General features: G+C 66.2%; 27 protein-coding genes and 1 other RNA gene. 4 read left to right on the top strand and 24 right to left on the bottom strand.

Annotated elements, in window-relative coordinates; all coding sequences use genetic code 11:
• Positions 1–17 precede the first annotated feature (17 nt).
• On the bottom strand, positions 18–512 hold the full coding sequence (locus tag E4J89_RS02840) for a bacterial transcriptional activator domain-containing protein (protein ID WP_169303909.1): 495 nt from the start codon (positions 510–512) through the stop codon (positions 18–20).
• A gap of 522 nt (positions 513–1034) precedes the next feature.
• On the opposite strand from E4J89_RS02840, the gene E4J89_RS02845 reads away from it, so the two are divergent.
• A complete protein-coding gene (locus E4J89_RS02845; RefSeq protein WP_136784617.1) occupies positions 1035–1406 on the top strand; it encodes a hypothetical protein in 372 nt (123 codons plus the stop codon).
• Between the two features lie 65 nt (positions 1407–1471).
• On the opposite strand, the gene ssrA is transcribed toward E4J89_RS02845, so the two are convergent.
• Positions 1472–1841, bottom strand: a transfer-messenger RNA (tmRNA) gene (gene ssrA, locus E4J89_RS02850).
• A gap of 132 nt (positions 1842–1973) precedes the next feature.
• Between ssrA and E4J89_RS02855 the strand changes: the two genes are divergently transcribed.
• Positions 1974–3113, top strand: a complete 1140-nt coding sequence (locus tag E4J89_RS02855; protein ID WP_136784618.1) for a glutamate--cysteine ligase — start codon at positions 1974–1976, stop codon at positions 3111–3113.
• Positions 3114–3171: 58 nt separating this feature from the next.
• Here the strand turns inward: E4J89_RS02855 and smpB are convergent, their stop codons facing one another.
• The 14 genes from smpB to prfB all read right to left on the bottom strand — a co-directional run bounded on the left by smpB (position 3172) and on the right by prfB (position 17378).
• Positions 3172–3645: an SsrA-binding protein SmpB gene (gene smpB / locus E4J89_RS02860; RefSeq protein WP_127511404.1), complete on the bottom strand. Its 474-nt coding sequence runs from the start codon at positions 3643–3645 to the stop codon at positions 3172–3174.
• A gap of 91 nt (positions 3646–3736) precedes the next feature.
• Positions 3737–5116 (bottom strand): M23 family metallopeptidase, encoded by a 1380-nt coding sequence (locus E4J89_RS02865; RefSeq protein WP_240691664.1) that lies wholly within the window; start codon positions 5114–5116, stop codon positions 3737–3739.
• A gap of 100 nt (positions 5117–5216) precedes the next feature.
• The gene (ftsX, locus tag E4J89_RS02870; protein ID WP_127511402.1) at positions 5217–6131 is read right to left on the bottom strand and encodes a permease-like cell division protein FtsX; all 915 of its coding nucleotides are present in this window, start codon (positions 6129–6131) and stop codon (positions 5217–5219) included.
• On the bottom strand, positions 6128–6829 hold the full coding sequence (gene ftsE / locus E4J89_RS02875; protein ID WP_136784619.1) for a cell division ATP-binding protein FtsE: 702 nt from the start codon (positions 6827–6829) through the stop codon (positions 6128–6130). The genes ftsX and ftsE overlap by 4 nt, the downstream gene beginning before the upstream one ends.
• Positions 6830–6918: 89 nt before the next feature.
• A complete protein-coding gene (locus tag E4J89_RS02880; RefSeq protein WP_136784620.1) occupies positions 6919–7854 on the bottom strand; it encodes an alpha/beta hydrolase in 936 nt (311 codons plus the stop codon).
• Positions 7851–8603: a 3-hydroxybutyrate dehydrogenase gene (locus E4J89_RS02885; RefSeq protein WP_136784621.1), complete on the bottom strand. Its 753-nt coding sequence runs from the start codon at positions 8601–8603 to the stop codon at positions 7851–7853. Before E4J89_RS02885 ends, E4J89_RS02880 begins: the two co-directional genes overlap by 4 nt.
• 4 nt (positions 8604–8607) lie before the next feature.
• Positions 8608–9240 carry a TetR/AcrR family transcriptional regulator gene (locus E4J89_RS02890; RefSeq protein ID WP_136784622.1) on the bottom strand — a complete coding sequence of 211 codons (633 nt, stop codon included), beginning with the start codon at positions 9238–9240 and terminating at the stop codon, positions 8608–8610.
• Complete coding sequence (locus E4J89_RS02895; RefSeq protein ID WP_240691665.1) at positions 9237–10844, bottom strand: AMP-binding protein; 1608 nt, start codon at positions 10842–10844, stop codon at positions 9237–9239. Before E4J89_RS02895 ends, E4J89_RS02890 begins: the two co-directional genes overlap by 4 nt.
• Entirely contained in the window at positions 10841–12070 is a 1230-nt protein-coding gene (locus E4J89_RS02900) for a branched-chain amino acid ABC transporter permease (RefSeq protein WP_240691666.1), read from the bottom strand. Before E4J89_RS02900 ends, E4J89_RS02895 begins: the two co-directional genes overlap by 4 nt.
• On the bottom strand, positions 12067–12942 hold the full coding sequence (locus E4J89_RS02905) for a branched-chain amino acid ABC transporter permease (protein ID WP_136784623.1): 876 nt from the start codon (positions 12940–12942) through the stop codon (positions 12067–12069). Before E4J89_RS02905 ends, E4J89_RS02900 begins: the two co-directional genes overlap by 4 nt.
• The gene (locus E4J89_RS02910) at positions 12939–13823 is read right to left on the bottom strand and encodes an ABC transporter ATP-binding protein (protein ID WP_136784624.1); all 885 of its coding nucleotides are present in this window, start codon (positions 13821–13823) and stop codon (positions 12939–12941) included. The genes E4J89_RS02905 and E4J89_RS02910 overlap by 4 nt, the downstream gene beginning before the upstream one ends.
• Positions 13820–14584, bottom strand: coding sequence for an ABC transporter ATP-binding protein (locus E4J89_RS02915; RefSeq protein WP_136784625.1), 765 nt, complete (start codon positions 14582–14584; stop codon positions 13820–13822). The genes E4J89_RS02910 and E4J89_RS02915 overlap by 4 nt, the downstream gene beginning before the upstream one ends.
• A gap of 134 nt (positions 14585–14718) precedes the next feature.
• Entirely contained in the window at positions 14719–15924 is a 1206-nt protein-coding gene (locus tag E4J89_RS02920) for a substrate-binding domain-containing protein (RefSeq protein ID WP_136784626.1), read from the bottom strand.
• Positions 15925–16262: 338 nt separating this feature from the next.
• Complete coding sequence (prfB, locus tag E4J89_RS02925) at positions 16263–17378, bottom strand: peptide chain release factor 2 (protein ID WP_136784627.1); 1116 nt, start codon at positions 17376–17378, stop codon at positions 16263–16265.
• Between the two features lie 390 nt (positions 17379–17768).
• Between prfB and E4J89_RS02930 the strand changes: the two genes are divergently transcribed.
• Positions 17769–19091: a S8 family serine peptidase gene (locus E4J89_RS02930; protein ID WP_240691667.1), complete on the top strand. Its 1323-nt coding sequence runs from the start codon at positions 17769–17771 to the stop codon at positions 19089–19091.
• 100 nt (positions 19092–19191) lie between these two features.
• Here E4J89_RS02930 and E4J89_RS02935 read toward each other — a convergent pair whose 3' ends face one another.
• Positions 19192–19608, bottom strand: a complete 417-nt coding sequence (locus tag E4J89_RS02935; RefSeq protein WP_136784629.1) for an ester cyclase — start codon at positions 19606–19608, stop codon at positions 19192–19194.
• Between the two features lie 185 nt (positions 19609–19793).
• On the opposite strand from E4J89_RS02935, the gene E4J89_RS02940 reads away from it, so the two are divergent.
• Positions 19794–20675, top strand: a complete 882-nt coding sequence (locus tag E4J89_RS02940) for an alpha/beta hydrolase (protein ID WP_169303910.1) — start codon at positions 19794–19796, stop codon at positions 20673–20675.
• 58 nt (positions 20676–20733) lie between these two features.
• Here the strand turns inward: E4J89_RS02940 and E4J89_RS02945 are convergent, their stop codons facing one another.
• From E4J89_RS02945 to E4J89_RS02975, 7 genes are all read right to left on the bottom strand, one after another.
• Positions 20734–21237 (bottom strand): pilus assembly protein TadG-related protein, encoded by a 504-nt coding sequence (locus E4J89_RS02945; RefSeq protein WP_240691668.1) that lies wholly within the window; start codon positions 21235–21237, stop codon positions 20734–20736.
• On the bottom strand, positions 21234–21617 hold the full coding sequence (locus tag E4J89_RS02950) for a hypothetical protein (protein ID WP_240691669.1): 384 nt from the start codon (positions 21615–21617) through the stop codon (positions 21234–21236). The genes E4J89_RS02945 and E4J89_RS02950 overlap by 4 nt, the downstream gene beginning before the upstream one ends.
• A 64-nt stretch (positions 21618–21681) precedes the next feature.
• Positions 21682–22026, bottom strand: a complete 345-nt coding sequence (locus tag E4J89_RS02955; RefSeq protein WP_240691670.1) for a TadE family protein — start codon at positions 22024–22026, stop codon at positions 21682–21684.
• A 109-nt stretch (positions 22027–22135) separates the two neighbouring features.
• Positions 22136–22366 (bottom strand): hypothetical protein, encoded by a 231-nt coding sequence (locus E4J89_RS02960; RefSeq protein ID WP_240691671.1) that lies wholly within the window; start codon positions 22364–22366, stop codon positions 22136–22138.
• A 52-nt stretch (positions 22367–22418) separates the two neighbouring features.
• The gene (locus tag E4J89_RS02965; protein WP_136784632.1) at positions 22419–23360 is read right to left on the bottom strand and encodes a type II secretion system F family protein; all 942 of its coding nucleotides are present in this window, start codon (positions 23358–23360) and stop codon (positions 22419–22421) included.
• Positions 23357–24214: a type II secretion system F family protein gene (locus E4J89_RS02970; protein WP_136784633.1), complete on the bottom strand. Its 858-nt coding sequence runs from the start codon at positions 24212–24214 to the stop codon at positions 23357–23359. Before E4J89_RS02970 ends, E4J89_RS02965 begins: the two co-directional genes overlap by 4 nt.
• The gene (locus E4J89_RS02975) at positions 24211–25437 is read right to left on the bottom strand and encodes an ATPase, T2SS/T4P/T4SS family (RefSeq protein WP_136784634.1); all 1227 of its coding nucleotides are present in this window, start codon (positions 25435–25437) and stop codon (positions 24211–24213) included. Before E4J89_RS02975 ends, E4J89_RS02970 begins: the two co-directional genes overlap by 4 nt.
• Between the last annotated feature and the right edge of the window lie 122 nt (positions 25438–25559).

Here is a 25559-nt window from a genome sequence, read left to right on the forward strand (position 1 = left end):
CGCGGCGCCGAACCCGGCTACGTCAGCAAGGGCGCCATGATCTTCGTGATCTTGGCCGAGGGCTCCACGCCGAATTCCCTCCAGAGCCGGGACTTGAAGACTTCGAACGCCCGCAAGGCCTGGGCATAGTTGCCATCGGCAATATGTGTCTCCAGCAACAGCCGCTGGGCGCTTTCGCGCAGTGGCTCAATGGCGATGGCGAATCCGGCCGCATCGTTGGCCTGATCGGTCTCGCCGCGCTCCAGATACCGGCTGGCGAGACGTTCCAGCGCCGAGAGCCTCAGCTGCTTCCACCGCTCCTGCTCTGCCATGACCCAGTCCTCGTACCATCCGGGCAGCAGCTCGGCGGTGCGCAGTCGATCGAGCATGGCCGGCGGCAGGCCGGCGCTCCGGTCCCCCTCCAGCGCAGCTACGCGCCGGCTGATTTCATGAACATCCACCACCACGTCCGGAGCGAGCGCCAGCGGATCCCTGCTTTCCACCAGCAAGCCAGGCAGCTGATGGGAGATCATCCAGATGGTCTCCCGCAGGCTCCCCGTTGCCTGCCGGTCGGGACTGTCAGGCCAGAGAAGCCCGGCCAGAAACGTTCGTGGCGCACTGCCGTACAAGGCCAAAACGGCGATGAGTCGCTGCTGTCGAATGGTTACTTTGACGGGAATCGTCCCGCGGCGAATCTGCCATCCCCCTAGCAATCGGACTTCCCAGATGTGTTCTATTGCATTCATTTTTGTGCCCCCCAGGCATCTTGATGCGCACCCCAACCCACTGCCGAAACACCTTCCTGATCAGCTTCCCATCCTGTCCGGCGTTGTCAACGCAGCTAAAGGATTCATCCTGAAAATAACCTGAGTCCAATCCTTGAGAACGCCTTTCTGCCGGCGAAAGCCTGGACGGCACCAGCCCGGTTGCGCCCTGCGCCCTTCAGCCACCGCCCACGCGGCGCAGCCAGCCCCACAGTCAGTCGCCTGGCAATGCACTCCGGCCACTGGGCTCAAAGTTGCGGCAGTCGGGGTCCCGGTCCATGGTTGTAGGTGATGATCACCAGACGCGAAGCAGCCCAATACCTCGATATCCCACCGGAGATGGCGAAACGCCACGGCATCCCTGCCCGCATATCGCAGGAGGAGCTTGCCGCGATGGACGAGAACCCGCCGGCCTGGCTGGCCCAGTCGCGTGCCAACCGAACCGGCAAGCGGCCTGTCTGGACAACGTTGGAATGCATCATCTGCGGCCAAACGGAGGCCGCCCGGCCGAAGAAATGGTGGCCGGAGTTCACCTATGTCTACTGCCAGCACCACGATCCCGGGGAGCTGCCGGAACTGCCGGCGGGATGGGTCCGCAGCGAGTACGACGGGATCGGCACCAGGTTCATCGGGATCGTCGACGTGGCGCTGCCCGGCTCCTGAGCACCGGGGCCGGGCTCTTCGGTCCGGGGCAGGCAAAGAAAAAGCCCCGGAAACCGGGGCTTGATCAGTGGAGATGGGGGGAATTGAACCCCCGTCCGATGTTGTGTTGCCAGGACTTCTCCGGGCGCAGTTTGCTTCGGGTTTTCTTGGCCCCAACCATCCTGCAAACAGGTGGCTGACCCGGGCCCAGCCGTCTAAATGTTCCGAATACCCCAACGGCGGAGGTATCCAGCAGTGGCTCTCTTAATGACGCCAGCATCCGGGGCGAGAGCATCCCCGGGCTGACGGACTTGCAACGCTACTTAGGCAGCGAGTGCGAAGTCAGTGCGCTTAGATTCGGCACTTATTGGTTTGCAGAGAGCGTTTCCGAGATAACTCTGCATCCTCGGCCCGCTTCCCCTGGCGCGACTAACATCGTCGAAACCTGTCATCCCCGTATGTAGTTATCAAAATAACCAGCTGTGCCGGCCAGTTACCTGTCCGGATCATCCAGTGTAACCCATCCGTACAGCTGCCTATTCCCGTCCCGTTCTAGCCAGCATGCGCGGGCGAGATTACTCTCGAACCATGGTCGTGCGCGCAGCGGAGGGCACGCCGTCGGGACCGGTGTCCATCTCGGCGACGTTCGGCGTCGAGGAAGAATTTCTGTTGATGGATCCCCGATCAGCGCAGCCGGTGCCCACCGGGCCGGCAGTACGGGCGGCCCTGCGCCTGGACACCAACCCGGACTGGGTCAGCACCGAGCTGCTCGACTGCCAGGTGGAGACCGCCACACCGGTATGCCGCACGCTGGCGGAGGCTGCCGAGGCCTTGCTGGACTTCCGCCGCGATTTGGCCACCAGTGCGATCGCTACAGGGGCGGCCGCGGCCGGAATCGGCGTGATTTTCGACGCCGATCTGCGGCCGGCGTCCGTGACGGACTCTCCCCGATACCGCGGTATTGCCGAACGCGCGCCGGCACTTGTCGCGGATCAGTACGTCACCGGCATGCACATCCACGTTGAGGTGCCCGACCCGGAGGTCCGGCTGCAGGTCCTTAATCGGCTGCGGCCCTGGCTGCCCCTGCTGACTGCGGTCGCGGCCAACTCGCCGTTCTGGCACCATGCGGACAGCGGCTTCGCCAGCTGGCGGACCATCCTGTACCGCCGCTGGCAAATCCAGGGCTGTCCACCGTTTTTTGCCGACCTGCACGACTACCGGGTCCGCGTGCGGAAGCTATATGCCTCCGGTGTGGCACCGGACCCGGGACACATCTCCTGGCTCGCGCGGCTGTCGGACCAGTTCCCCACCATCGAGGTCCGGGCCTCCGACAGCCAGCTCACGGCCGACGACAGCGTGCTGCTGGCCGGGCTGGTCCGGGCGCTTGTCGCTACCGAACAGGCCGACGCCGTCGCCGGCAACCCCGCTGCCAACCACTTCCCCGAGCATCTGGATGTGGCGCTCTGGCAGGCCGCGCGGTACGGGCTCTCGGACAAGCTGGTGCACCTGGACTCAGCCAGCCTCTGGCCCGCGTTCGATGTTTTGGAGCTGTTGCTCCGGCACATCGACGACGCTCTGGAACACCACGGGGACCGAGGTTGGGTGCATGAGCAGTGCGCACGGCTGCGGTTGGAGGGCAACGGCGCGCAGCGCCAGCGGCTGGCGCTGGCCAGCGGCGGACTGCCATCATGGCTGGATTTGGTGAGCCGGTCGATCACGGCCGGCTGACGGTGCCCGAGATCACGGTGCCGGAGCGGCCAGGCAGCCGCCCCGGAGAGTCACGGGATCAGGCCCCCCGGTTCTTTTCCCGCATGGCGCGCAGGGCCTCGCGGTTGTCCTGCTTCTCGCGCAGCGTCTGCCGCTTGTCGTAGTCCTTCTTACCGCGGCCAACGCCGATCTCTACTTTGGCCAGGCCGTCATTGAAGTACAGCTGCAGCGGCACAATGGTGTAGCCGGATTCCCGGGTCTGGCGGGCGATCTTCTCCAGCTCGGCCCGGTGCAGCAACAGCTTCCGCCGGCGCCGGGCGGCGTGGTTCGTCCAGCTGCCGTTGAGGTACTCGGGAATGTAGACGGACTCCAGGTACAGCTCATCGTTGTAGAAGATGGCAAAGCCATCCACCAGCGAAGCCCGGCCCTCGCGCAGGGACTTCACCTCGGTCCCCATCAAGGCCATCCCGGCCTCGTAGGTATCCATGATGTGGTAGTCGTGCCGGGCCTTTCGATTGGTGGCCACTACCTTTCGGCCACTTTCTCTGGGCACGGGGTAACTCCTTCGTCGTCGGAACGTTCCATTATAACGGCGCCGGAGCGTTTCGTCCCGCAGCGCCCGCTGCACCCGCCGCTGCGCAGCTTTAGAGCAGGCCCATCGGATTCACGAAATCGCCGTTGACAACGGTTTCGAAGTGCAGGTGGCAGCCGGTGGAGTTTCCGGTGCTGCCCACGTAGCCGATCAGCTGGCCGCGGGAGACGCTCTGGCCGGCGTACACCACGTACTTGTTCAGGTGGTAGTAGTTCGTGTCCAGGGCGTTGCCGCCGACCACGCCGTGGCTCATCGTGACGCTGTTGCCGCCGCCCCACACCGAGCCGTCCGCCCGCACCACCACGCCGGCGGCGGGTGCGTAGACGGGCGCGTTGCAGCCGGGTCCGTAATCGATCCCGCTGTGCAGGTAGCCGCCGGTGCCGAAAAAGTCGATGGTGCCGGGCGGGGTGGACCGCCAGCCGAACCCGGAGGTGATGATCCCGCTGGTCGGCGCGATCAAACCGAAGGACGACGGCGACGAGCTGACCTGCTTGGGCGGCTTGACCTTGGGAATGATCTGCGGCACCGGCTGGCCGTTGTTCCGCGCCGCCTGCTGGGCTGCCTTGATCCGGGCCTGTTCGCGCTCCCAGGCTTCCTGGGCCTTGCGCTGCTCTTCGGCCTCACGCCGGGCCTTCTCCTCAGCCTCGCGGCGCAGCCGTTCCTGCCGCTCCTTGATCTGCGATAGCACTTGCTGCTGGGCCTGTTCGGTCTTGGCCAGTTCCTGCTCGATCTCCGGCTTGCGCGCCTGCAGGCTGTCCGACAGTGCCGAGGTCTCGGCAATCAGCTGGTCGACCTTTTGTTTCTCGGCCGCCGCCTCGTCGCGGGCGGTCTGTTCCGCCGCCAGCGCTTCCTCGGCCTGTGCCTTCAGGCCCCGGATCTCCTCTTCCACGGCCTCCAGCCGCGCCTGGGAGTTCACATTGGTGGCGTTCTGCTGGGACAGCTTGTTCAGCGCGGCGTTCTGGCTGCGCAGCGCCTGGTCGGCCAGGTCGATGGTGCTGGCCAGGCTGGCATCGCCGTCGGACCCGAAGAACAGCGACAGGTTGGACGGCACACCGCCCTGCTTGTAGGCCTGGGTGGCGATCTGGCCGATGACCTTCTTGGTCTCTTTGAGCTCCTCGGCGTCGCTGGCCAGTTGCTGGTTGATCTTGTCCTTGGTCTGCAGGGCCAGGTCCACACGCTGGGCCAGGGCTGCCACCTTGTTGGCAGCTGCGTCCACCCGCCCCTCGGCCTCGGTCAGCTTCTGCTGTGCCCCGGGCAGCCGGCTCTGGTACTGCTTGAGCTCCTTGACCGTCTCGACGATGTCCGCGTCGAGGAACTCCAGGGAGTGCTCGATCTCTTCGATTTCCTGTTCCAGCGCCGCCTTGCGGTCGTCGAGGTCATCGGCCTGGGCCGGCCCGGCAGAGCCCAGCGAGAAGGCGAGCAGAGCCGCCATGGCTGCACTCAGTATCCCCTGCGGAAGACATTTCTTCCGCGGCGTCGAACGGCTCACAGCCTGGCTCCCCATTGTCAAGTTCTGCTCACGTTTCACGATTCTAAACCTTCAGGTAGCGGCGCAGGGTCAGCAGGGACGATATTCCTGCCAGGACAGCCCCCAAGAGCACCAGCGCGGGGCCGATGACCAGCATGGTGTTGGAGGAAATAAACGCAGTATCCGGGTACTGGCTGGCCAGCCAGTCGCCGATGAAGAAGTGCGCCACGGCCCACAGCGTGACCGAGGCCAGCAGGGCACCGACCACGGCGGCGATCACGCCTTCCAGCACGAACGGCAGCTGGATCACTGCCTTCGAGGCGCCCACCAGGCGCATGATGCCGGTTTCCCGGCGGCGGCTGAACGCCGAAAGCCGGATGGTGGTGGCGATCAGCAGGATGGCGCAGACAATCATGATCACGGCGATGCCCACAGCCACGAGCGAGGCAATGTTCATGACGTTGAAGACCTTTTCCAGGATCTCCCGCTGGTCCACCACCACCTCCACGCCGGGCAGCGAGGAGAAGATTTCGTTGATGACCTCGTACTTCTGCGGATCCACCAGCGAGATCCGGAAGGACTCCGGCAGCTGGTCCGCGGTCACCGAATCAACAATCGGCGAATTCGCGAACTGGTCGCGGAAGTGGCCCAGCGCGTCCTCCTGCGATTCGTACAGGTAGGTGTCCACGTACTGCTCCACCGCCGGGCTGGTCAGCGTGGCCTCGATTTCGGCACGCTGTTCATCCGTGACCGGGCCGGACGCGCAACTGGCCGCCGTCGAGGTATCAACACACAGGAAGACGGCCACCTGGACCTTGTCGTACCAGTAGCCCTTCATCTGGTTGATCTGCATCTGCAGCATGCCCGCCGCGCCCACGAAGGTGAGCGAAATGAACGTCACCAGCACCACGGAGACCACCATGGACAGATTCCGGCGCAGGCCGGACCCGATCTCGCCGAGGATAAAAGCCAGTCTCATTTGGCCTCCTCCGGCTCGCCGAGGTAGATGCCTTCGGCCTGGTCACGGACCAGAACGCCGTCGCGCAGTTCGATCACGCGCTTGCGCATTTCGTTGACGATCACGTCGTCGTGCGTGGCCATCACCACCGTGGTGCCGTTTTGGTTGATCCGGTCCAGCACCTTCATGATGCCCATCGACGTGGTCGGGTCCAGGTTGCCGGTGGGTTCGTCGGCCAGCAGGATCCCGGGCTTATTCACCACGGCCCGCGCGATGGCAACGCGCTGCTGCTCGCCGCCGGAGAGTTCGTGCGGCATGCGGTGGTCTTTGCCTTCCAGGCCCACGGTCTTGAGCACCTCGGGCACCGTCTCGCGGATCACCGCGCGGCTGCGGCCGATCACCTGCATGGCGAAGGCCACGTTCGCGAAAACCGTTTTGTTGGGCAGCAGCCGGAAGTCCTGGAACACGACGCCGATGCCGCGGCGCAGTTTGGGCACGCGCCAACTGGGAATGTTGGCCACATTCTGGCCGGCGACGTATACGGCGCCGCGGGTGGCACGGTCTTCTTTCAGAACCAGCCGGATGAACGTTGATTTTCCGGAGCCGGAGGAGCCGACCAAGAACGCGAAGTCCCCGCGGTCAATCTCCAGGCTGATCCTGTCCAGGGCAGGACGCGAGTTCTGATCGTAGATCTTCGTGACGTTATCGAATCGAATCATGACTACTTTGTGCCTCAGTGCCGAGGACGAGGGCCTGTGCTTGGGGGAAGAAACCTCAGCCTCTCGACTATAGGCACGCAGTCTTGCGTTTAGCCTGCAGGGTCCCGGGTGTGTCGTTTCACCTGCTCGCCCACCGCCTGCCGCACGGCACCGGCCACCGCGGCGGCGCCCGGGCTGTCCATCACGATCGTGTAGTGGTTCGTTCCGGGCACGTCGCGGACCTGCAGGTCCGGCAGCCGGCCGGCCCACTGCTGCACGTAGCCGGGGGTGTACAGACCCGCGCCTTCGTTCAGCAAACCACGCGGCGCCCGCAGCAGCACGGCCGGCACCGCCAGCGATTCCAGCGCGTCCATCAGGGCCGCCCCGCCGTTCAGGTCCGCGGTGTCGCGGGCCATCGCCTCGTAGTTGGTGGACGGCCGCAGCAGCGGCGGTTCGCCGGCCAGGTCGTAGTCAACGTAGTCCTCCACCAGCGCGTTCCAGTGGTCGGCGAAGGCCGGGTGCACGCGCCAGAAGTCGCGGTACGCTTCCCGGCTGGGGAAGGTCGCCGCCAGCCGTTCCGCCGCCGGTCCCAGCACGGACTGGATGACCTCGTCGTCGCTGAGCCCGGCGGGCACCTGCAGCGGCAGCCCGCCGTCCACCAGCACCAGCGACTGCACCAGCTCAGGGTGCCGGCGCGCCAGCACCACGGAGGCGAACGCGCCCATTGAATGGCCGACGACGACGGCGCTGCGCACCTGGTGGGCGGCCAGCACCTCTGCGAGGTCGTCGGCGTGCGCCGCCATGCCGAACGGGCCGGGCAGCTGGTTGCTGCGGCCCCGGCCGCGTAGGTCCGGGGCGATCAGCCGCACGCCGTCGAGTTCCTGCGCCAACAGGCCCCAGGTGCGGTGCGACGCCGTCACACCGTGCACGGCCAGCACCGTCGGCGCCTCCGGGTGCTGCGGCCCCCAGACACCGGTGCGCAGGGTGCCGCCGCGGACCGGGACGTCCAGCGTGGTGTAGGGCAGGGTTGCCGGTTGAGCGCTCATCGGCTGGACCACCCGCCGTCCATCGTGTAGGACGCCCCGGTGACCATGCCGGCGTCGGCGCTGGCCAGCCAGCAGGCCAGCGAGGCCACTTCGTGCGGTTCGGTCAGGCGTTTGACCGCGCTCTCGGTGAGCATCACCTGGGCCACCACCTCTTCTTCCGGCAACTGGTGCAGTCGGGCCTGGTCGGCAATCTGCTTCTCCACCAGCGGCGTCTTGACGTAGCCGGGGTTGATGCAGTTGCTGGTGACGCCGTGCGCCCCACCCTCCAGCGCGGTGACCTTGGACAGGCCTTCCAGCCCGTGCTTGGCCGAGACGTATGCCGACTTGTAGGCCGACGCCCGCAGCCCGTGCACCGAGGAGATGTTGATGATCCGGCCGAAGCCGCGCTGGTACATGCCCGGCAGCGCCGCACGGATCAGCAGGAACGGGGACTCCAGCATCAGGCGCAGCATCAGCCGGAAGTCCTCCGGCGCGAACTCCTCGATCGGGTTGATCCGCTGGATGCCGGCGTTGTTGACCAGAATGTCCGTATCCACGGTCGCGGTCTCCAGCGCCCGGGTGTCGCTGAGGTCCACCTGCCACGGGACGCCGCCGATCTCCTGGGCCACGCGCTCGGCGGCCGCGCCGTCCAGGTCCGCCACGGTGACCTTGGCGCCGCGCTCGGCCAGTGCCCGGGCGCAGGCCTCGCCGATCCCGCTGGCCCCGCCCGTGACCACGGCGCTGCGGCCCGTCAAAGTCTGTTCAGCCATGGAGTTATCCTTCCGTCCCGTGCGGTTGTCCGGGGGCCAGCGCCCGCTCGATAAACTGCATCATTTCTTCAAAAACATGGTCTGGCACTTCCCGCGGAACGGGCTGCGCACCGTCGTCGTCCTCCCAGAGCACCCAGCGCATGCCGATCAGCTCGCCGATGCCCATCAGCGCCCAGGCCGCCACGTCCGGGTCCATCGGCCGGACGTCGCCGGTGGCCTGCGCCGCCTTGAGCCCCTCGATGTAGCCGTTGACAATCCGGGTGTAGTGCATCCGCAGCGCGCCCGGCGAGACGAACTCGGCCTGCCGGACAATCCGGTAGAGCGCGGGATGCTCCGCGGTGAAGCGGAAGAACGCCTTGAAGCCGGCGCGCTCGGCCTCCATCCGGTTGCCGGCCGATTTGGCGGCCTCGGTCATCGCATGGCGGACCCGCCGGTTGAGGTCCTCGACCACTTCGTCGAAGATCGCCTGCTTGCCCTGGAAGTAGAGGTAAAACGTGCCCAGTCCGACGTCGGCCTGCTCGGTGATCTTGACGATCGAGGCGTCGTGGTAGCCCACCGAGGCGAACACGGTCTCCGCCGCGGCCAGCAGCTTGGCGCGGGTCCGGGTGCCCCGGGCGGTGCGTGGTGCAGCGCTCATGCTTCCTGCTCCGATCCTGCAGACGCCGCGGCCGATCCGGCGTGCTCGGGCTGCAGCGCGGCCTGCCGCAGCCGGCCCCGCGCCACCTTGTTCAGTGCCGTCCGCGGCAGGGTGGGTACAAAGTCAAAACGTCCGGGCACCTTGAAGGAGGCCAACTGCGCCTTGCAGTGCTCGGCCAGCTCTTCGGCGTCGGTGATCCGGCCCTGGCGGACCACCACGTAGGCCAGTCCCGTCTCGCCCCAGCGTGGGTCGGGGACCCCGACGACGGCGGCCTCCGCCACCGCGGGGTGCGTCAGCAGGGCCTGCTCCACCTGGGCCGGCGCCACGTTCTCGCCGCCGGAGATATACAGGTCCTTGATCCGGTCCACGATCCGGTAGAAGCCGTCCGCGGTGCGTTCCACCAGGTCCCCGGTGCGCAGCCAGCCGCCGGCGAGCGCCGCCGCCGTGGCCTCCGGATTACGGAAGTAGCCGGCGAAGACGCCCGGCCCCGAGACCAGCAGCTCGCCGGTGGCCTCGCCCGGCAGGATCTGGCCGGTAACCGGGTCCGCCACCGCCACACTGACGTGCGGGTACGGCTTGCCCGCGTAGCCGATCATGGACGCGGCATCTTCATTGGGCAGGCAGAGCACGTTCGGCGATGCCTCGGTCAGCCCGTAGCCCTGGCTCAGCGCCACGCCGCGCTTGTGCCAGATCCGCAGCAGCGGTGCCGGCATGGACGCCCCGCCGACGATGGCGTGCTGCAGGCTGGAGAGGTCGGCGGACGCGAAGTCCGGATGCTCGGCCAGCATGGCGTATTGCGCGGGCACGCCCATCATGGTGGTGACCTTGCGTTCGGCGATCAGCTGCAGCACCCGGCCTGCATCAAAGGTCCGTTCCAGCACCACCGTGGCTCCGGTCCACCAGGCCAGCAGCGGCTGGATGTTCCAGCCGCCCACATGGAACTGCGGCAGCGCCGCCAGCACCACATCGGCACTGGACAGCTCCATGGTCCGGGACAGCGAGAGGTTGGTCCAGAAACAGTTGGCATGCGTGAGGATGGCGGCCTTGCTCTGCCCCTCCGTGCCGGACGTGAAAATCATCAGGAGCGCATTGTCGTCGTGCACGTCCCGCTGCACTGCGGCCTGGGCCACGGTGCCTGCGGCCCGCCGGGTGGGACCCGGTACCTGCCGCTCCACCCCGGAAGGTCCGGGCGCCGCGGTGCGCGGCGGCAGCGGCAGCATCGCGGCGGCGGCCGCGGCGAGCGCATCGAACTCGTGCTCCACCAGCAGCAGCGCCGGGTCGGCCAGCTGCAGCTGCTCGGCGATCTCCCGCGGCGACAGCCGCCAGGACAGCGGCACCAGGACCAGCCCGGCCTTGGCGCAGGCGAAGAACAGCACCACGTGGTCGGCGGAGTTGCCGGTCAGGGTGGCGATCCGGTCCCCCACCCCGTAGCCGGCGGCGCGCAGCCGGCCGGCCAGTGCAACGGCCCGGGCGTCGAGCTCGCGGTAGCGCAGGACTACGCCGCGGTCGTCGATGGCCACCCGGTCCGGTGTGGACACGGCACGGTCCGCGGTCCAGCGGCCCAGGGTGTGGAGCCCGTCCTGCAGGTTGTGCTGTTGGTTCACTCGGCATTCTCCAGTGCTTGGCGCTGCCGGGCGGCTGCCTGGCGGCGCTGGCCGCGGCTGAGGGTGGCCCGCTGCACCGCTCCGGTGATGCCGCCGGGCAGGAAGAGGACCACCAGAATGAACAGTGTACCGAGGATGAACAGCGGCTCGGAGAGCGGAATCCGCAGGATGTCCGGCAGTCCGGCGATGGCCTCCGACTGCGCCAGCGATGTGAGCCGCTGGTCCAGCAGCGTGTAGAACACGCCGCCGATGATGGCGCCCCAGCGCGACCCCACGCCGCCGAGCACCACCATGACCAGCAGGGTGATGGTGAAGTCGGCGGACAGGCTGCGCGGCACGGCCCCGGACTGCAGCAGCAGGTAGACCATGCCCACCGCCGATGCCAGCACGCCGCCCACCACGAACACCAGCAGCTTGATCAGGTAGGGCTGCAGGCCGATCACCCGCACCCGCAGTTCGTTCTCCCGCACGGCCGCGGCTACATGGCCGGCCCGGCTGAACTGCACCCAGGTCACCACGGCGAAGACCACCAGCAGCACGATCAGCGCCAGCCAGTACAGGTTGCGGGTGTTGGCCACGCCCAGCAGGGCTTCGGGCAGGTTATCGGTGGCCAGGGTCAGGCCCTCTTCGCCGCCGGTGGCCTGGCCCGGGTTGCGGCCGACCAGCACGTGGCCGGCCTCGGCGAAGGCCAGCGTCACCATGGCGAACGGGATGCCGGTGACGCGCAGCCCCACCGCGCCGACCACGTGGGCCAGCACGATCACCAGCAGCAGGGTCAAGCCCATGGCCGGCAACAGCGGGATGTCGAACGTGTCCAGGATGACGCCGAGCCCGTACACCCCGGCACCGAAATACAGCGCGTGGCCGAAGGACAGCAGCCCGGTGACGCCCAGCAGCAGGTGGTAGCTCAGCGCCGCAGCGGCCATCAGCATGCACATGGCGAGCAGCTGCAGCGACCCCGGCGTGTAGGTGGGCCCGGGCAGCACGCCCGGCAGGGACAGGTTCAGCAGCGGCAGCAGCGCCAGCAGGACAACCCCGGCCCCGCCGGCACCCCACTTGAGCAGGGTGCGGCCGCCGGCGGCAGCACCGCCGTCGTGCTGGCCTTTTCGGTTGCGCCGCTGCCCCGCGGCTGTGGCGGCTGTGGCGCCCTGCGCGGCGGAGCCGGCGGTGGCCTGCTGCGGGTCCGGCTGTGCTTCGGACTGCGGGTCGGTCTTGCTGGTGGTCATGATTTCCTCCCGAGCAGGCCGGAGGGCCGGAAGAGCAGGACAAGGGCCAGGGCCACGACGACGACGAAATCCCCGGTGCCGTTGAGGTAGAAGTTGGCGAACTGTTGCAGCAGTGCCACCACCACGGACGCGATGGCCGCGCCGGTGAGCGAGCCCAGGCCGCCGATCACGGTAACGATGAAGGCGAAGATCAGCAGCGAACCGCCCAGCAACGGCGAGACGTACTGGAAGTAGTGGCTGGCCAGTACGCCGCCCAGGCCTGCCGCGGCGCCTCCGATGGCGAAGACCAGGGTGAAGGCTTTGCGGACGTCGATGCCCAGCGCGGTGACCATGGAGCGGCTTTCCACGCCGGCGCGGATGATCATGCCGTAGCGGGTGCGCTTGAGGAAGAACACCAGGCCCAGCAGCACGATCACGGCGGCGATGATGGCCACGAAGCGGTCGTTCGCGATCTGCGCACCGAGGATGCCCGTGGTCTCGCGGAACCAGGCCGGGCCGGAGATGTGGATCGTGTCGGTGCCCCAGATGCCGTCGAACAGTGCGACCGAGGCCAGCGAGAGGCCGACGGTGACCAGCACCTGTTCGATGTGCCGCTCATACAGCCTGCGGATCAGCACAAACTCGGTGAAGGCGGCAAACAGCGCACCCACCACGGCACCCACCAGGAGCGAGCCGAGGAAGGTCCACCAGTTGTCCGCGCCGGCACGGCGGGCGAATTCCCAGCCGGCGAATGCGCCCAGCGTCAGGAAGGAGCCGTGCGCGAAGTTCAGCACGCCCATCAGGCCGTAGATCAGGCTCAGCCCGGAGGCCACCAGGAAGTACAGCGCGCCCAGGCCTAGGCCGGTGACGGTCAGCAAGACGATGGTGCTCACTTCTGCGCTCCGTTCCGGTCGGCTTCTTCGCCGTGCCCTGCGTCGGCGTGGACGCCCAGCAGCCGCTGGGTCAGGTCTTCGTTGTCCAGGAAACCCAGCGCGCTGTCGGTGGTGTGGACCACCTTTCCGCCGGAGAGCACTACCGCTCCGGCCGCCAGCTGGCGGACCACCTGCAGGTTCTGTTCCACCAGCAGGATCGGCACCGTTTCCGCGGCCCGTTCCAACGTCTCGGCGACTTCCTGCACGATCTTGGGTGCCAGGCCCTTAGTGGGTTCGTCGATCAGCAGCAGCTTGTTCTCGTTCAGCAGCGCCCGCGCCAGCGAGACCATCTGCTGCTGCCCGCCGGAGAGCGTGCCGGCCATCTGCGAGGCGCGCTTGAGCAGGTCGGGGAAGAGTTCCTCCACCAGTTGGCGGCGCGGAGAGGCGTCCCGTTCGGCCAGCCGCAGGTTCTCCGCCACGGTGAGCTTGGAGAAGACCTCCCGGTCCTCGGGGACGTAGCCGACGCCGCGGCGGATGATCTTGAACGTTGGTTCCTTGTCGATCCGCTCCCCGTCCAGCGTGACGCTGCCGGTGCGGGAGATCAGGCCGATGACGGCCTTGATGGTGCTGGTCTTGCCCACGCCGTTGCGTCCGAGCAGGGCGGTGATGCCGGTGGCCGGCACGGAGAAGCTGACGTCTTCCACCACCTGCTGGCCGGCGATGTGGGCGGTCAGGCCGGCAATCTCCAGTACCGGGCGGGCGTGGCCGGGCTGCGGTGCCGCCGGGTGCAGGGCCGTGGCCTGGGTCGTGGACTGCGCTGCGGTCTGGGCTGTGGCCGGGGCCGGGCCGCCGGTTGCTGCGGGGTTCGCTGCTTCCGGATGGGGCTGCGGTTGCTGGCTCATACGGGTTCTCCCAGGTAGGCGCTCTGGACGGTGGGATTGGCCATCACCGCGTCCGGGGTGTCAATGGCCAGCAGCTTGCCGTGGTGCATCACAGCCACCCGGTCCACCAGCCCGAGGACCACGTCCATGTGGTGCTCCACCATCATCACCGTGCAGCCGCGGTCGCGGTGCATCCGGCGGATAATCGCACTGAGTCCCGGGACGTCGCCGGAGGCCACGCCGGCCATCGGCTCGTCCAACAGGATGACGGCGGGATCGCCGGCCAGGAGCATGGCGATTTCCACCTTGCGCTTGTCGCCGTGGGAGAGGTCTCCGGCGGCGGTATGCAGCTTGTCCTCCAGTCCGACCTCGGCCACATTCTGCTGGGCGACCGACGTTGCGGAATCCGTCCGCGATGGGAACCGGAAAACCGACAGGCTTCCGCCGAGAGCGGCCTGCGCTGCCAGCCGGACGTTTTCCAGCACGCTCAGCCGCGGAAACAGGCTGGAGGTCTGGAACGTCCGGCCCAGCCCGGCCCGTGCCCGGTGGTGGATCGACGCCGAGGTGACGTCCGCGCCGTTGAGCTTGACGGCTCCTTCGGTCGGCTTGAGCACACCGGAGATGAGATTGAACAACGTGGTTTTGCCGGCACCGTTGGGGCCGATCACGCCAACCATTTCGCCGGTCGCCACGGAGAATCCGACATCCTCGAGGATGCGGGCGCCGCCGATCTGCAGGCCGAGGCCGTGCACCAGGAGCGCGGGCTGATCTGGGGAGGTCATCATGTCACTTTCTGTGCGGTCGCGGACCGTGGTTGTTGCAGGGGGGGGTCCAACCCCAGGGACGCCGCCCGCCACGTGGGTCGGGCGGCGCCTCTGGAGGTGCAGTACCGGTCGCCGGAGCGGTGCGGCTGCGGTTACTTGGCTTCCGGCGGAGCCACTGCGTCGGCCGGAATCGCCTTGATCAGCTCGGGCACCCAGTCGCCGCCCTGCTCCACCAGCTTGGCCTGGTACATCTCCTGCACCAGCGCGTGGTCGGAAGCGCGGACGGTCGTCTCGCCCTTGGGGCCGTCGAAGGTGTAGCCCTCCAGCGCGGCAACCATGGCGTCGACGTCATTCCCGCCTTCCTTCACGGCCTGGACAATCATCTGGCCGGCAACGAAGCCGTCCGGGGTGAACAGGTCGGCCTTCTTGCCCTCGGCTTCGACCTTTTCGATCATGGCCTTCTCCACGTCGTTTCCGGCTGCGCCGGGGAAGTAATGGTTCAGGAAGCTGATCTTGTCCGAAGCGGCGCCGTAAGCACCGAAGGTGGCGGCGTCGCCCAGGCCGGTCACGATCGGAGCGGCGTCAAACGCGCCCTGCTGGCTCAGTGCCTGCCACATGGAACCCGAGGTGGCGCCGGCCCAGGCGACGAAGACCAGATCGGGCTTGGCATCGATGAGCTGGCGGGCGAACGGGGTGAATTCGGTGGCGTCTTCGGGCACCAGGACGTCGTCGACTTCGGCACCCTGCTCGCCGAGGACGGCCTTGACGGCGGTGAGGTTGCCCTGGCCGAACGCGTTGTCCTGGCCGAACACCACGACCTTCTTGCCCTTCAGGTCATCCACGAACGTACCGGCGGTCGCCACGTCCTGCAGGCTCTGGCGGCCGGAACGGAAGGTGTACTCGTTGATGCCCTGCAGCGCGTCGGTGGCGGCCGGCCCGGAAACGTACAGCACCTTGTTCTGCGCGGCCTGCTCGGCGAGCTTGAGCGCAATGCCTGAGACTACGGTGCCGGCCAGGATCTTGTAGTCCTTGCCGATCAGGTCCTTGGCGACGTTGACCGCCTTGTCGGGGTCGCCGCCGTCGTCGTGGTAGGTCAGGTTCAGCTTGGTGCCGTTGACCTCGCCGGTGCCCTCGGTGGCATAGTCGATGCCGGCCTGCAGGCCAGCGTGGTAGGCCGCGCCATAGGCGGCGAGCGGGCCGGATTCGGAATAGACGATGCCCACGTTGATGCTTTCGGGCGCACTGCTCGCCTCGCCGGCCGCACCGGCAGTATCGCCGCCGGTTGTCGGCGCGCATGCGCTCACGGCAAGTCCGGTGGCCAGTGCTGCGGCCATCAGGAACTTCTTTGTTGCCTTCACTGGCGATGCCTTTCGTTAAAGAATCTGCTGAGGAGAAAACTGGAACTGTCTGAACCTGATGGTCGGGTCATCCAAACCTGAAAGGTGATTCAGATTACGGATAATCTATGGCGCGGCTCACAGCAGTGTCAATAACGGCGCCCGCGGGCTAGGTCACGATTCGGTTGCAGAGCTCGATCGAAGGCTGGATGCGGACCTCGTCAGGAGATCGGCTGCGGACCCGAGGTGACGCCGTCGAGGCACCTTCCGCGGGCCTCAGATCCCGGGAGGATCAACCCCTTGACGGCGAAAGCCCGGCTGCTCCAGAGGGAGCTGCCGGGCTTTCGTACGACGTTGGGTTAGTTTTCCGCGTTGCGGCTGTTGGCGCGCCAGCGGATGCCGGCATCGATGAAGTCGTCGATCTCGCCGTCCAGGACGGCACCGGTGTTCCCGACCTCATGTTCGGTGCGCAGGTCCTTGACCATTTGGTAGGGGTTCAGCACGTAGGAGCGCATCTGGTCGCCCCACGAGGCCTTGACGTCGCCGGCGAGCGCCTTCTTCTCCGCATCCTGCTGCTCCTTCTTCAGCAGCAGCAGCCGGGACTGCAGCACGCGCAAGGCGGCGGCGCGGTTCTGGATCTGCGACTTTTCGTTCTGCATCGACACCACAATTCCGGTGGGAAGGTGGGTCAGCCGCACGGCGGAGTCGGTGGTGTTCACCGACTGGCCGCCCGGACCCGAGGAGCGGAACACATCCACCTTGATCTCGTTGTCCGGGATGTCGATCGAGTCGGTCTGTTCAATCAGCGGAATGACTTCGACGGCGGCGAACGAGGTCTGGCGGCGGCCCTGGTTGTCGAACGGGCTGATCCGGACCAGGCGGTGGGTGCCTGCCTCCACCGAGAGCGTGCCGAAGGCGAACGGTGCCTTGACTTCAAAGGTGGCCGACTTCAGCCCGGCCTCTTCGGCATAGGACGTGTCCAGCACCTGCGTTGCATAACCATGGCGTTCGGCCCACCGCAGGTACATACGCATCAGCATTTCCGCGAAGTCGGCAGCGTCAACGCCACCGGCGCCGGAACGGATGGTCACCACGGCCTCGCGCTCGTCATACTCCCCCGACAGCAAGGTGACGACTTCGAGTTCGGATAGTGCCTTCTTGAGCGCATTCAGTTCGCTGGCGGCCTCCGCCATGGAGTCTTCGTCGCCGGCGTCCTGGCCCAGTTCCACCAGGACCTCAAGATCGTCGATCCGCGCGGCGAGCTTCTCCAGCCGCTCCAGTTCGCTCTGGCGGTGCGAGAGTTTGGACGTGATCTTCTGCGCCGCGGCCGGGTCGTCCCACAGATCCGGCACGCCCGCCTGCTCGCTCAGCTCGGCGATGTCCTTGCGGATCGTCTCCACATCGGAGACTGCTTCAATGGAGTCATACGTGGCGCGCAATGCGCGGATTTCAGCGGGAAAGTCGATCTCAGCCATGGTTCTTCAAGCGTACGCCATGGCGAGGAATCCTCTCCCCCGGCGGGTCTGGCCTTCGTCCGGGCTCCTCCACGCGTAGCCCCGGCGGCTGCGGTGTCACGGCACAGGCCCCCGTGGCCGATCCCGTTGCTACCGCGGCAAAACTTGCCCGCTCTTCCTGCCTGCCTCTAGCTCCCGCGCGTTGCTTGCAATAACCTTTGGGAGTGCGAAGGTGCAGGTTGTTCACGCGCCGCGTACGGGGACGAGGGCATCCTGATTTACATTCCACCTTGTGGGGAGGCTGCAATGTCCAGTCAAAGTCACCGTCCGGCTCAAAGCCGGCGACAGCGGCACAAGCCCGAAAGCCGGCAGGAAAGCCGGCCGCCGCATACAAAAAGATTTCGAAACCTATTGGGGGCTTTCAGCGCGCTGGTCTTGGCCGCCGCAACCATTGTCGCCGCGTCCGGCCCAGCAGCAGCTGAGGAAGAAAGTGGCTACACCGTCGTCCTCAAGGACAACGTCACGAATGTCGACTCCACCGCCGCAGCGCAGCAGAAGAAATACGGGTTCACGCTCTCCAGCACCTATGAGCACGGGCTGAAAGGCTACTCGGGGACCATGACGTCCGCGGAGGAAGCAGAGCTCGGCGCCGATCCCGCCATTGCATTCATCGCTCCGGAGCGGAAATTCACCTTGGCCGACGACGAAGCGGATGGCCCTGAGCCACCCGCGGTCACCGGGTTCCTGCCAACGTGGTGGCTGCGGGTCGGCGGCACAGAGGACGAGGCAGCTGACAACGGGACGGAGATCTCGGTCAACACCGCAGTCATCGACACCGGCATCGACAGCTCGCACCCGGACCTGAACGTCGTTGGCGGCGTGGATTGCTCGTCTGGCACCGCCGTCGAAGTTACTCCCGTTGACCACAACGGCCACGGAACGATGGTTGCCGGCGTTATCGCCGCGAAGAACAACACCTTTGGAGTGATCGGCACCGCCTACGGCGCCCCGCTCTGGTCCGTCCGGGTGATGTCTGACAGCGGCACGATCTCAGAGGCCGCGCTGTTGTGCGCCGCCGACTGGGTGGTCTCCACCCGCACGGACTCGGACCAGCAGAATGACATCCAGGTGGTCAACATCAGCATCGGCGGGCCCGGCCAAGACCAGGGCTCCTGCGGCAACGGGGTGGATCCCCTGCACCAGATGATTTGCCAGGGGGTCGAGCAGGGCATCACCTGGACGGTTGCCGCCGGCAATGAGGCCGCGGACTTTGCGACCACTGTCCCGGCAACGTATGACGAAGTCCTCACCGCCACCGCCATGGCGGACTACGACGGCCGCCCCGGCGGAGAGGCAACTCCGATCTGCAGCGGCGGGACTGTGCCCAGCGCCGACGACGATTTCGCCAATTTCTCCAACTTTGCCACCGAAGCAGCAGACCAGCAGCACACCGTTGCCGGGCCCGGAGTCTGCATCACCTCTACCTACCCTGGCGGCCTCTACAACACGGCGCACGGCACCAGCTTTGCGAGTCCGGCAGTTGCCGGCTCGGTGGCCCGCTGCATCTATAGCGGGGCGTGCCAAGGCGGCGGGTCGTCAGTGATGCAACAGTTCCTTGCCGCCGTCGAGCAATACAACAATGAGGACCCTCGCTTCGGGTTCACCGGGGACCCGCTTCGGCCGTCGTCCGGCCAGTACTTCGGCTACCTCACCACATCCACCCTAGGGTTCTAGAGGATCCCAGCGCGGTGCGTCTCTTCCGCGCTGTGACGGGGCCTTGCCTTGCTGCCGACCGGGGGCGCGAGCTCCCGGCCGGCGTCTGTAGCTGTGGGAGCTACATCTGGACGACGCCGGTCTGCTGAAGCAGCTTCAGCATGTCGGTCGAGCCCCAGTGCTCCACTACTTTCCCGTCCTGGATGCGGATGATGTCGATGCCGCTGAACTCCACCGTGTTGCCGGTGGCAGCCGTCCCCATGAGGTCACCCTGGTGGGTACCGGTGAGGACAACGCGGGCCGCCTCCAGATCTCCATCGACCATCGTGGGCTCGATGGCCTTCGCCCTGATGTCCGGGAAAGCCGATCTGAACGTCTTCACGTAGAACTTGATGCCGTCCAGACCGGACGGCTGCCCGGGCATGGGCTCTTCATGATCCGTGTAGTTTTCGCTGCCCAACTCGTCAATCAGATCAAGATTTCCTCCCTCCATGACTTCCCGATAGAACCGCTCAATCAGTCCTGATCCGCCAGCCATTTCTGATTCCTTTCCTCGGTTCTAAATGCCCCCGGAATAAGGCTCCCACCGGCGCCGCTGCGACACGCCGCATACACGTGGCTCCCACGGTGTGCAGGACTCCAGCTATAGCCGAAGAATGCGGGCTCTTCCGGCCTTGGTGCTGTTAGGCTGATCGGGTTTTGGCGGGTTTGAACGGGGGAAGCGTGTACGAGGAAAAGTCCTGCACTCTGGGTGATGGCCGCACGTTGGCCTACTTCGATCTTGGCGATCCCTCCGGCCCGCCGGTGCTGCACCACCATGGGGCACCCAGCGGCAAGCTGGAAACCGCGTTCTTCAACCTCGGCGAGGCCGCGGCCAAGGCCGGTGTCCGGCTGCTGGCGGTGGACCGGCCGGGAATTGGCGGGTCCACGCCCAGACTGGGCCGCACCCTTCTTGAATGGGCCGACGACGTCGAAGCATTCGCGGACAGGCTGGGCCTGGGGAAGTTCAGCGTGATGGGGTATTCGATGGGAACCCCGTCGGCCCTCGCCTGCCTGCACGGTATTCCGCACCGCCTTAACGGAGTCAGCATCGTCTCCGGATCCGGCCCCTCCGACGTCCCCGGACTGGCCGACGGCCGGTCGTCCGACGTCGCCCGGGTCCTCAGGTTCGCGCAGCACCGCCCGCGGCTGACGTCCGCCGTGCTGGCCTTCATGAAGTTCGGCACCCGCAGCCCGGAGAAGATGATCGCCGCGTCCGGCAAGAGCATGCCGGAAGCGGACCAGGCAGTCGCGGCCCGGTCCGGAGCCGCACCCCGCTTCGCCGCCTTCCTCGCGGACGCGATGCGGAACGGTACCACTGGAGTGCGCGACGACATGAGGCTCGCCGCGTCGCCGTGGGGCTTCACCGTGGCAGACTCTGGTGTGCCGGCGTTCATCTGGCACGGAACGGTGGACCGGAATGTTCCGGTGGCGACGGCGCGCTGGCTCTCCGAGCGGCTGCCTTCCGCTCAGCTGAAGCTGGTTGAGGACGGCGGGCACATCTCCGTACTGGATGCCTCCGCCGAAACGGTCCTCGAGCAGCTCCACCAACAAGCGCTTCGGTAACTGCTCAACGACAGGCCGGGCCATAGCCAGCCGAACCGGTGCGGATTCCCCGTCCGTGTCAGCGCCTGAGCTCGGAGCGGGCGTCGCTGGATACAGTCACCGGAATGCCCGCGGGGACCAGGAAATTGACCAATGGTGGCCGGACTACCGCGCTCAGCTCGACATGGGCCGTGCGCCGCTCCGGCGAGCCGGTGCCACGGCCAACCGTCAACTGGTCGAATCTCCCGTACGCATCCGTCTCTGACAAGTAGCGCAGGACCGATCCCCGCACGGATTCGGCGTCCAACGATGGGACAGGAGCACCTGAGCCAGCCTCGACGTCGGCCAAGGCAAAAGTATCTGCGGCTGCCAGCGCCGCCCCGTCCGCAACGGACAGCAGCTTCTTCGTTTCGACGTAGACGGTGGATGCTCCCATCACCACCGTCAGGATCAGCAGGCTCAATAAGACGAAGCCGATCAGCAGAACCATCACTTGGCCGCCGTCGTCCTTCCGCCACTGCCGTTTGCCGGCTCCTGCACGGCCGCCCCTCACTCTGGTGTGCGCGGCTGCTTCGGCCGTCATCCGTACCGCTCCACAATCTGCGTCGCCGAGGAGTTCACCGTGGCCATGCTGAGTCCAGTGCCTTGCAGCAGGGGCAAGGGCACTGAAATTGATGCTTGCGCCGTAACGGTCGAGCCGGGGTCCAGGCACGCCCCGTTGCCGCAGCTGATCCTGAGGTCCAGTTGATCCGGGTCAATACCGAAGTCTCCGGCAGCAAAGAGCGCTGCCTGATGCGCGGCCTGGCTTCCAGCGGCGGCCTCGTCGGATCCGGCATACACTTTAGCCGCTTGGTCGGCCGCGTTCACCACCGCAAAAGAGGCGGCTTGGACCTGCGAAACGGCGATAACGAAGTAGACCACCGGCACCAAAAGCAACGTTCCCAAGAAGACGAACTCAACCACCGCACTTCCCGCCTCGCCTCCCCGTCCGTCGCCCAGGCAGTCCCTCAGCCGCTGGCGGAGGCAGTCAGCGTGGAAGCGCCGCATGACCGTGGACTTCCAAGGCACCGCGCGGGCCGACAAGCCCCAGCGCCGGCAGTGGCGCGCGGACCGTGACCCGCATCGTGCGCACGCCGGACCGGAGCACCTCCTCAACGTGGACATCTTGGGCGTAATCGTCGGTCAGCGCAGCGGAGATCAAGGCAACGGTCCGTTCCTGGGCGTCGGCCGCGCCTCGATCGGCCAGGGTTCCGTAGCGGGCACCGGACCCTGCGGCGTCAATCAGTGTGTTGCGCACGTGCAGGACCAAGGTCAGCTGCATGATCGACACAAAGATCAGGGTGAGGACTCCGCCCACCAAAACGAAGTCCACGCTGGCCGAGCCACGATCGGTCTGGCGGCCCGGCTCATTGCTTGGACTACGGCAAACCACACATTCGGTTGACCGCCGCAAGCGGCGGACCCAGCGACTCGATCCCACGTCAGGGCTGCGTCACGCGGCCGATTGCGTCATTGAACAGCCCTTCCAAGGCGGGTTTCGCTAGAGCCAAGATGCCTGCCACGAGGACTGCCGACATCAGTGTGATCATCACCCACCCGGGGACATCCCCGCGTTCGCCGTCGTCGGATCGAATCGAGTTTCTCAGGCGATCCAGTCCCCCGCTCCACAAGAGCGCCAACGTGGCAACGACCGTGAGCGATAGTTTCGTCATGTCTTCGTTCCTTCCCAGTATGCGATTTGGCTCATGAGGCTTCCTCTCTGCTTCACCATCCGAGATTGATCAGCGCAATGCCCGGATACACCGCAAACAGCACCGTCAGCGGCAGAACACCGAAAACGAGCGGCACCATCATGCCAATTTCCTTCTTTCCGGCCGACTCCATGAGATTCCGTTTCGCCATATCCCGTACATCCTGCGCTTGGGCCCGCAAGACATCGGCCAGCGGGGTTCCGCGTTCAACAGCCACCGTGATCCCGTCGACGAAACGCACCAGCGCGGGCAAACGGGTCCGATGCGAAAACTCCTGCAGCGCCGTTAGTACCGGAGTGCCGGATCGAGTCTGGGCAAGCACCACGGCAAATTCCTCGGCCAGTTCACCGTGAGCGCTGCGGCAGACTCTCTCCAGTGCACCGGTCGCGCTTTCCCCAGCGCTGACTGCAAGTGCCATCAGCTCCGCCAAGCTGGGGAATTCCGCCAGCATCTTTGCTTCGCGGCGATGAATCTGGGCGGTCAAGAGATAATCCCGCAGCATGAACCCGCCGGCGGCCAGCCCCACGGTCAGAATGACTGCGAGTACTGGATCCAGCGACCCTCCTGCCGCAGATGTCATCGTCCACGCGATGCCAATGAGCAAGCCCGCCGCGGCCCAGATCAATTGCTCGGCGCGAAAATCCATCGTGCTCTGTTTGCGGCCAGCTTGCAGCAACCGCTTCGACAACAAGGTCGAACCGACATTGAATTGCCCGAGCCAAGCGACCGAGTCACGCAGCACCGGGCGGAAAATTCGTTCCAAGGGGCCGAACGGCGTGAGATTTCCCGGCGCGCTGTCCAGCAGTCGGGACTTCAGTTCGATCGCCTTCAACTGAGGCGCAATACGATCGGCAAATCTCGTGGGGCGGAAGAACGGCAACCGCATAGCCGTCAGCCACAGGCCCACTCCCAGGGCAATGCCGACCAACACTGTCAAAGCCGCCGTGTGACTCATCGGAGTACCCGCTCCTCTTCCGGGAGCGATCCGATGCGCAGCATGACGCGATAGCAGACCACCGATACCACCAGCCCGCCCAGCAGGACGGCGGCTCCGGGCGCCGTGTTGTAGGCAGCCACAGCTTCCGGCCTGGTGGCCAGCAGCATCAAAATGATCCACGGCGCAGCAACGGCAAGCCGGGCGGCATTGACCGTCCAGGATTGCCGGGCCTCAAGCTCACTGCGGGTCCTTGCGCTGTCGCGGAGGAAGTCCGCCAAGGTTCCGAGCAATCTGCCCAGATCGGTACCGCCGACCTCCCGCGTCATGCGCAGCGCCTCCACAATCCGGTCAGCGACGGGATCCGCTAGCCTGGCCTTGAGCCGTTCCAAAGCATCGTCGAAATGACCGCCTGCCCGGTAATCGGCGGCGAACCCGCTGAAGGCCGGCCGCAACTCCACCGGTCCGCGCGTTCCCAACTGAACCAGGGCCTCGGGCAGGGACAGCCCCGCGCGGATGGCGGACCGCAGATGGTCGACGACGTCCGGCCAGATTTCGCGGAGAGCGGCGGTCCGGCGGCGTGCCCTCCAGCGCACGAGAACGAGCGGGAGCCAGCCTCCGAACAGTCCGAAACAGGCTGCGATCGGGCCGGATGACGTCAGCGCGAAAACGATCAGGGAGGTTGCCGCGGCCATTCCTACACAGCTGGCCAGGAGCGCTTTCGACGAGACCTTCTCGATACCGGCCTGGTTGATGACGAGCTGGAGCCGGCCAGGCCGCTTCGGCCGCGGTGCTGTGGCCGGCGGTTTTTCCCAGCAAGACCACCACACCAAAAACAGCCCGATACCGCCTACAAGTCCCGCCGCTGCCGTCATGGCACAGGTTCCAGCAGCTGCATGACCTCGTATCCGGCACGCGCAAACTTTTCCTCGGCCGGACTCGCGGAAGGGCTGACTTCCAACCTGCCGCCCTGCCGACTGAAGACGGTGGACGTCTCGATAATGCCGTTTTCCACTCGGCGGCCCAGCGAGACAATCTCCACCACGTGCCTCCGGCCGTCGGGCCTACGGGCACAATGGACGACAAGATCAATACAGGACGCCACTGTGGGGACCACGAAGGCGGATGAGATGTTCTGGCCCGCCAGCAGCGGCAGCGTACAAATCTTGGTGATTGCGTCGTGGGCGCTATTTGCGTGGACGGTACACATGCCTGGCATGCCGCTGTTCAGCGCCACAAGCATGTCCAGACTTTCCGCTTCCCTGACCTCGCCGACAATCAGCCGGTCGGGTCTCATCCGCAGGGCCTCTTTCACCAAGCGACGCAGCGGGATGGCTCCCTCGCCTTCCAGATTCGGCTGCCGGCACTGCAGCCCGACGACGTCCCGCAGCGGCAATTGCAGTTCGAAAATCTCCTCCACCGTGACCACGCGCTCCCGGCTGCCAATAGCGGCCGCCAGACAGTTGAGCATCGTGGTCTTCCCCGCCTGCGTAGCTCCAGACACGAGGATGTTCAGGCCGCTGCTGACGGCCGCGGCGAGAAACCGGGCGGCTTCGGGAGTCAGCGAGCCGAGATCCACCAAGTGCTCCAACCGGGAAGCGCGTGCAATGAACTTCCTGACGTTCACGGCCCAGTGCTGACGTGTGATGTCCGGAATGACCACATGCAGCCGGGATCCATCCGGCAGGGCGGCATCCACAAAGGGCGAGGACAAGTCCAAACGGCGGCCGGAGGACTTGAGCATCCGCTCCACCAAATCCCTCACCTGTTGTTGCGTGAGCGTCACCGATGTCAGCTCCGACTCGCCGCTCCTGGCTACATAAACCTCCGAAGGGGAGTTGATCCAGATCTCTTCGATAGAGGGATCGTCCAGCAGCGGCTGCAACGGTCCGAATCCGGCCACGGCATCAAAAATGTACTTGCGTGCACGGTCCAGTTGCCCGAGCGGCGGAAGGGTTCCCAACAAAGAGCGTTCGTCATAGTCAATCACCGCTGCTTCGACCAGACGCCGTACCTCCGGGCCTTGGCGGGCAGGGTCCAACCCCCGTTGGCGGATCAGTTCGCGGACCTCGCCCTCGACGATCCGGATGGCATCCATCCGTTCCCCCCCCTTTTCAACCCCCAAGCGCAACCGCCCCGCAAAGTTGAGACCGGCGGGCAGTCATTTGCACTGAACCCTAGGCGACGTATCTCCGGACGGGCTAGCCCCGGCAGGCGGAT

The organism is Arthrobacter sp. CAU 1506 (genome assembly GCF_005047635.1).
Classification (GTDB): domain Bacteria; phylum Actinomycetota; class Actinomycetes; order Actinomycetales; family Micrococcaceae; genus Crystallibacter.

Excerpts from the sequence above, each read along its gene's own strand:
- E4J89_RS02865 (WP_240691664.1), bottom strand. The coding sequence starts at position 5,116 with ATGGCGGCTCTGCTCGCCTTCTCGCTGGGCTCTGCCGGGCCGGCCCAG.
- E4J89_RS02975 (WP_136784634.1), bottom strand. The coding sequence starts at position 25,437 with ATGGATGCCATCCGGATCGTCGAGGGCGAGGTCCGCGAACTGATCCGC.
- ftsE (WP_136784619.1), bottom strand. The coding sequence starts at position 6,829 with ATGATTCGATTCGATAACGTCACGAAGATCTACGATCAGAACTCGCGT.
- E4J89_RS02880 (WP_136784620.1), bottom strand. The coding sequence starts at position 7,854 with ATGAGCGCTCAACCGGCAACCCTGCCCTACACCACGCTGGACGTCCCG.
- E4J89_RS02840 (WP_169303909.1), bottom strand. The coding sequence starts at position 512 with ATGATCTCCCATCAGCTGCCTGGCTTGCTGGTGGAAAGCAGGGATCCG.
- E4J89_RS02900 (WP_240691666.1), bottom strand. The coding sequence starts at position 12,070 with ATGACCACCAGCAAGACCGACCCGCAGTCCGAAGCACAGCCGGACCCG.
- E4J89_RS02970 (WP_136784633.1), bottom strand. The coding sequence starts at position 24,214 with ATGACGGCAGCGGCGGGACTTGTAGGCGGTATCGGGCTGTTTTTGGTG.
- E4J89_RS02885 (WP_136784621.1), bottom strand. The coding sequence starts at position 8,603 with ATGGCTGAACAGACTTTGACGGGCCGCAGCGCCGTGGTCACGGGCGGG.
- E4J89_RS02910 (WP_136784624.1), bottom strand. The coding sequence starts at position 13,823 with ATGAGCCAGCAACCGCAGCCCCATCCGGAAGCAGCGAACCCCGCAGCA.
- E4J89_RS02845 (WP_136784617.1), top strand. The coding sequence starts at position 1,035 with ATGATCACCAGACGCGAAGCAGCCCAATACCTCGATATCCCACCGGAG.
- E4J89_RS02915 (WP_136784625.1), bottom strand. The coding sequence starts at position 14,584 with ATGACCTCCCCAGATCAGCCCGCGCTCCTGGTGCACGGCCTCGGCCTG.
- E4J89_RS02935 (WP_136784629.1), bottom strand. The coding sequence starts at position 19,608 with ATGGCTGGCGGATCAGGACTGATTGAGCGGTTCTATCGGGAAGTCATG.
- E4J89_RS02890 (WP_136784622.1), bottom strand. The coding sequence starts at position 9,240 with ATGAGCGCTGCACCACGCACCGCCCGGGGCACCCGGACCCGCGCCAAG.
- E4J89_RS02960 (WP_240691671.1), bottom strand. The coding sequence starts at position 22,366 with ATGACGAAACTATCGCTCACGGTCGTTGCCACGTTGGCGCTCTTGTGG.
- prfB (WP_136784627.1), bottom strand. The coding sequence starts at position 17,378 with ATGGCTGAGATCGACTTTCCCGCTGAAATCCGCGCATTGCGCGCCACG.
- ftsX (WP_127511402.1), bottom strand. The coding sequence starts at position 6,131 with ATGAGACTGGCTTTTATCCTCGGCGAGATCGGGTCCGGCCTGCGCCGG.
- E4J89_RS02945 (WP_240691668.1), bottom strand. The coding sequence starts at position 21,237 with ATGACGGCCGAAGCAGCCGCGCACACCAGAGTGAGGGGCGGCCGTGCA.
- E4J89_RS02965 (WP_136784632.1), bottom strand. The coding sequence starts at position 23,360 with ATGAGTCACACGGCGGCTTTGACAGTGTTGGTCGGCATTGCCCTGGGA.
- E4J89_RS02855 (WP_136784618.1), top strand. The coding sequence starts at position 1,974 with ATGGTCGTGCGCGCAGCGGAGGGCACGCCGTCGGGACCGGTGTCCATC.